The following is a 5,523-nucleotide window of genomic DNA, read 5'->3' on the forward strand; positions in this document are numbered from 1 at the left end:
TGAAGTGACCCCCTCCAGAGCTGCACAGGCTATAGTGCAGCGACCAGGAGGACAGGATGAACGACGACAATCCGATCAAGCGATGGACCGCGAAGCGCAAGGCCGCCGTGGTCATGGACATCTTCAAGGGCAAGACCACCGTCGCTGAAGTGGCTCGCCAGTATGACCTCACCGTCTCCGAGGTCGAAGGCTGGATCGATGAGGCCCAACGCAACATGGAGAACGGGTTCAAAGCCCGCCCCAAGGACATCCGTGAGCAGTACGAGTCCGAGCTCCGGGAGACCAAGGAGGCACTGGGCGAAGCCCATCTGCAGATCTATGCACTAAAAAAATTCAAGCGCCTGCTCGACGAGGACGAGAACTCGTAAGGTCGCTGCAGGCGCAACTGGCCGAGGAAGGTCATGTGGTATCGCTCGTCAAGCTCTGCCGCTGGTTGGGACTCCCCCGGCGAAGCCTGTATTACCGGCCCAAGCCGCGGCGCCGTGTGATCAATACCGAGCTGGCTAGCAGGGTGAAGCTGACTCTGGAACGGTTCCCTACCTATGGTTATCGTCGTCTGGCGTGCGTGTTGGGAGAGAACCGCAAGCCTATCCAACGCATCCTGCAGTTGAAGGGCTGGCAGGTGCGCAAACGCCCCCAAGGCTTCCGGCCACGTGCCAGGAGCTTGCCGTCAGTCGCTTCAAGACCTGATGAGCGATGGGCAACTGATCTGACTCACGTATGGTGTGGAAAGGATCGACGAGCCAGCTTGGCGGTGATAATCGACTGTTGCACTCGGGAGATCCTCGGCTGGCGATTATCGGACAACGGCAGTAGCAAGACCGCCGAGGCCGCGTTGGAAGAGGCCCTGGTGCATCGATTCGGCGCCTTGGGCCGAATTCATCAGCCCTTGGCACTGCGGTCCGATAACGGCCTGGTCTTCAGCAGTCGCCACTACACGGGCACGGTGAAGGCCTACGGACTGACGCAGGAGTTCACGACACCGTACACGCCGGAACAGAACGGGCTCGTAGAGCGCTTCTTCCGCTCCCTGAAGGAGGAGTGTATCTGGCTGCATCGGTTCGAGTCGCTGGGACAAGCCAGGGCAGTGATCAACCACTGGATCCGGTACTACAACGAAGAACGGCCACATCAGTCTCTGGGCTATGTGGCACCCCGAGCACACCCGGCATTAGCGGCGTAGGGTGTGCAGAAACTAGGGGGTCATTACATCACGCGCTTGTCGCGTGCATTGCTTTGTTAACATAGTTACTTGTTACAATATATCAACGGTATCGTGTTCATGTCTTTTGCTGCGTGCGCAAATGACGAAATGATCCAAAATAATTGTGTTACATGCCCTCTAACCGGTGCTTTATTTTTTATCTTAAAGAACTCCCTCTCAACATCAGATTTAGAAATGAATGAGCAGCTTAGAACGCACCTTCTATTTAGCTTATAATCTTTTAGCAAGTTATTCAGAAAGCCCTCAAACTGATCCGGATCCCCTTTTCTGATCCTCGCTATATTCGTTTCAATTCCAGAGCTTGATTTATAGTTATATGAAAGAGAGTTATTCAACTTGGAGAGCATCAAATCCATCCCAAAGTACATGTTGCCAAGGTTTTTTATACCTTGACCGACGACATCATGTAGATTGCTAGCAGATGTGCTTGGATCACCATGCTTGGAATGGACAAAACATATATTTGAGTCCTTTTTGTTAAAGGTTATATGGTCTGCCCACTCATCCCCTAGGTCATCACAAAATATGTAATCATCATTTTTGTGAACCGCCTCGACGAGGCTAAACATCGAGTCTTTGGAGAATCTAGATGCACTCTTGTCGAACTTCCCTTTCTCGGAACGCACTTTCGACATGTCATTCATCGGTTGCAGAATTTCCAGAATATTATCAATCTCTGAAACCCCAGATGAGTCCTCAAAGCACGAACCCATAAAATACATGTATTTAGGATCATCGAACGTGATACTGTACAATCCGTTTTTTATTATGAACTTTTGAAGTGTGATCTCCTTTCCGTTCTGAACCACTCGAAACTTAGATAGTGTTTTGGAGTGCAAGGTAAGTGTTTTTTTGTTTTCCCGGACCCACGAGCTATTATCCCCACCAACGATGTTGAGTTCATCATCCAGCTCATAAACCGACTCCAGCGCGCACTCTAGTTTTTTAAAAATACGCGAAGAAACAGATACCTTTTTACCTTTCCTTGTTTTATAAGCCAATGTAAGGTCGTCTTTTTCAATCCTTTCGAATAACGAGGAGCTTTCAATCAAAATAGCATTTGGGTTAGTTAACTCTAATACATCACTGAGCTCTATTTTACTAGCAAAAGCATCAAGGAAATTATTGGATGTTGGAGACTCAATAAGGTTTATCTGATCCCTAACCCAAACTCCAATATCATCAATGGACTCCCTACTAGAAGACTCAACGACACGACCACTTCCAGATATAGACTTAGTTTTCGATCCCTGGCGTAACTTGAAGTAAAATGGTATTGACCTGCCGGCCGAATGCGTTGAAAGTAAGCCTTTTAGATTAGCGGCCTCATAAGACCGTGTCCTCATGGCCCTATCCGATATAGTCATGTTACGGAGTGCCATCTTTTGGAATTCTACATCTTCATCTGAAAAGCTCGAGGAAAACTCCTTATTCCCAATTAAAGTGAAATATTTCTCTAGGGTATCGGATATATTTGCGCAGCTTTTCTTCAAGATTGCTATGTAGTTATCGACTTCTATGACAAGTATGAATGCGTGAACGATGTCCTTAAAATCATCATCCAAGAAGTAGACGGGGCGGGTTGAAGGGAACACTTTTACGGAATAGACAAAGCTGAACTCTTGTTCTTCTAAAAGCCGTTCTTGACGAAAAGAGTCAATGATAAATTCGCCATCCAGAGTGATGTTATCCGCTGCCGCATCAAGTACCTCTTGGACAATTTCATCACTCAAGGGTGATCCTATGCGAAAAAACTGTGCATTCTTTGTCAGTTGCAGCCTTTCAGGCACGGAACAAACTCCTTGTTAACGTGAAAGCTCAGCCGACGCGAAACCGCGTAGCGGTTGAGCGGTCGGCTGAAGCGCCGGGTTAGCGGTCCGGTCGGTCAAGTCGAGCCCCGAAAATATAGCGAACCCCACCTGGATTTTGTCCAAAGAAATACGCGTAGGCTTCGTCCGACAATGTTTCCCCTGATTTCTCTGCGGTTTCCCGCGCGTCCGCTATGCGCTCCTCGATTGTGTTCGGCAGATCTCCTTCGTCATCGCTGTGGGCAACGAGCTGGGCATAGTAGCCATTCCCCAGATCAAGGCAAGCGAGCCAAAAACTCGGCTCCGATTCATGACTCAAATCGATGCGACCGCGCGTAACAAACAACGTCACGACTGTGAGCTTACCCGGAGGCGCGGCCTCAATGTAGACGACATTTTTCCAGTCCTTGGTAGGCCTTTGCTCCGGACGCACGGCCAACTCAGGAGTTGGAAATACCAACTCGAAGGCGCGAACCGTATTGGGGATTGTTTCCGGCGGACAGTCCCACACGTCCCAAGCGCGATTCTCTCCGTCCGGGACAAGTGTGGAATTTGCCGAAACCGCTTCGGCGGTGAAGCCCATTCGCCAGCGCCCGGATGCATGCAGACTAACTTTCGCCTCCCTGAAATTGTCACGGCATGCAATATATGCGTCTCCGTATTTACTCGCCCATATACGCCATGCGTTTGACGTCAGTCCGTTGGGAGGCCCCACTGCAAATCGCACTGGTCCCTCGGTGATTGGCAAGAGCCCTTTCCGTCTTAGCTCATTCGGCGAGATCATCATTTCTCCGCGAACGATTTCTCCGCGCACGCACAACCGCTAACGCTGTGGTTCAGCGAGAGCGAGGTACGAGCGTCCGCTGGAACCATTGGTTAAACGGATGGCTACCTAGAGAACCAAGTAAGCCGCTCCGAAACAGGCTCCTGATCTCTCTCATAAATATCTTGAAAACTGACACTCAGCTCCAAACTTGAGAGAGCCCGACGAATCCACCGACGCTTCTCCATCTCGTCACCATCAAAATTACCCTTTAGAAGGACAAACTCTGCGCCGGGCGCCAATGCCCTACCATCAATGCTGTCAGTGAATGTTTCCCATACCACTTCTGAAGCAATACCACCTATTGCTTCTATGATCCTCTTCGATCTGGCCCCGCTGGGGCCAATCACATCAAAGGACTTAACAATCAATGGACCCGTTCCGTAATTCTTCAGCTTCACGAACAAGCAATCTTCATAATCTCCTTTCGAAAAATGGGCGATGGGCTTAACGGACATGTAGTTATGCTTACGATGAATCGCGAGAGCAATAATACTGACAACCAACGAGAGTACGGATACGAATGTTGCACCCGCTGCAATCACTACCCCAACATTCTCAGCTACCCACTCACTCATGATCGTATCCGTTTAACGGCAAGGCTTACGCGCCGGCTTGGAGGCGCGCAGCGCCGTAAAGGCGGTCGCCGTACAGCCGCTGGTTATGTGCTTATGGTTTCGTCCCACTGGCGACAATCACTGAAACGCCAAGTATTTTGAAGGGACGAAATTCTTGCCATGCAAACGACTCGCACCGTTCTTCAAGAATCTTCCAAACGTTACGGCAACAGTCCGCCGCCCCGATCCAGTTTATAAAACGCGCCCCCAGAGTTAAACGGTTACTATAAACGTCCATGATCGCAAAGCGCGTTCCGGAGGGTGCTGCGTCAAAGATCCGCGAACAGAATTCCCGCCAATTCTCCAGGCACGTAAGCCCCAGCGAAAAGAACACATGTTTGGGCTGCTTCTCAGTAATAGCAGCTTCAACGACTCCGATACCGGTGCTCCGTGAAAAGTCAGCTTCGAGAAACTCGACGTTACTGTCTATATGAAGCTTTCCAGCTCGGCTCCTTGCCTGTTCAAGCATTTCGTGGGAACCGTCTACTGCCAATACTGCGCCTTTCGTCCCGACTTTCTGGATAAGTGTTGGGAGATCTACCCCAGTGCCGCAAAAGACATCCGCGACCTGGCAGCCGACTCCCAGATCTAATTGGTCAATAGCGACTTCACGTGGTTTTCGGTAAAAGAAGTCACCAGCCGTACCCACGTCGTACAGCGGGGCAAATTTGTCGTACCAGGCCGATTCAGCCACGATGCCTCCTTAGCAGATAACTGTTCAGCATTTTTTCGCCGTGCGAAGCATGGCGGATAAATGCCTGTTGGACTAAGCCGCCCGTCAGGCTACGACGCCGCTTCTATAGGGTTTTGTATTGGCCGGAGCGTGACCGGAGGCATCCGGTCGCGAGGGTACGGACCTGTGATGCCGCGTCCGGGCCGTGAGATTGGCCATGTTTTCACCCCTTTCCGAACCCAATTCAACCCAACCTAGCGCGTCTATGGGGCAAAATCCATCCGCGGAACGAGCGCCACCGCGGCCCGCAAGCGAGCCGGTTCGCCGAGTCCGTTGTGTGGGGGTGGCGTTAGGTCATGTTCGATACCGTTGCGTCC

At 50.8% G+C, this 5,523-nt stretch carries 6 protein-coding genes; 2 read left to right on the plus strand and 4 right to left on the minus strand.

Annotated features, from left to right (window positions below):
• Positions 1–56: 56 nt before the first annotated feature.
• Complete coding sequence (locus BLP96_RS19635) at positions 57–368, plus strand: DUF1153 domain-containing protein (protein ID WP_045995248.1); 312 nt, start codon at positions 57–59, stop codon at positions 366–368.
• Between the two features lie 5 nt (positions 369–373).
• Positions 374–1,183, plus strand: coding sequence for an IS3 family transposase (locus tag BLP96_RS19640; protein WP_143005087.1), 810 nt, complete (start codon positions 374–376; stop codon positions 1,181–1,183).
• A 65-nt stretch (positions 1,184–1,248) separates the two neighbouring features.
• Here the strand turns inward: BLP96_RS19640 and BLP96_RS19645 are convergent, their stop codons facing one another.
• The 4 genes from BLP96_RS19645 to BLP96_RS19660 all read right to left on the minus strand — a co-directional run bounded on the left by BLP96_RS19645 (position 1,249) and on the right by BLP96_RS19660 (position 5,167).
• Positions 1,249–2,958, minus strand: coding sequence for a hypothetical protein (locus BLP96_RS19645; RefSeq protein WP_218118655.1), 1,710 nt, complete (start codon positions 2,956–2,958; stop codon positions 1,249–1,251).
• 136 nt (positions 2,959–3,094) lie between these two features.
• Positions 3,095–3,616, minus strand: a complete 522-nt coding sequence (locus tag BLP96_RS19650) for a hypothetical protein (protein ID WP_089689223.1) — start codon at positions 3,614–3,616, stop codon at positions 3,095–3,097.
• Between the two features lie 305 nt (positions 3,617–3,921).
• Positions 3,922–4,434 carry a hypothetical protein gene (locus BLP96_RS19655; protein ID WP_089689224.1) on the minus strand — a complete coding sequence of 171 codons (513 nt, stop codon included), beginning with the start codon at positions 4,432–4,434 and terminating at the stop codon, positions 3,922–3,924.
• A 91-nt stretch (positions 4,435–4,525) separates the two neighbouring features.
• Positions 4,526–5,167, minus strand: a complete 642-nt coding sequence (locus BLP96_RS19660; protein ID WP_176761585.1) for a class I SAM-dependent methyltransferase — start codon at positions 5,165–5,167, stop codon at positions 4,526–4,528.
• Between the last annotated feature and the right edge of the window lie 356 nt (positions 5,168–5,523).

The sequence above is a fragment of the Billgrantia gudaonensis genome, from assembly GCF_900100195.1.
In the GTDB taxonomy this organism is placed as follows: domain Bacteria; phylum Pseudomonadota; class Gammaproteobacteria; order Pseudomonadales; family Halomonadaceae; genus Halomonas; species Halomonas gudaonensis.

What these genes read in the sequence shown, in the direction of transcription:
- BLP96_RS19635 (WP_045995248.1), top strand. Translation starts at nt 57, where the DNA reads ATGAACGACGACAATCCGATCAAGCGATGGACCGCGAAGCGCAAGGCC.
- BLP96_RS19650 (WP_089689223.1), bottom strand. Translation starts at nt 3,616, where the DNA reads ATGGGCTTCACCGCCGAAGCGGTTTCGGCAAATTCCACACTTGTCCCG.
- BLP96_RS19655 (WP_089689224.1), bottom strand. Translation starts at nt 4,434, where the DNA reads ATGAGTGAGTGGGTAGCTGAGAATGTTGGGGTAGTGATTGCAGCGGGT.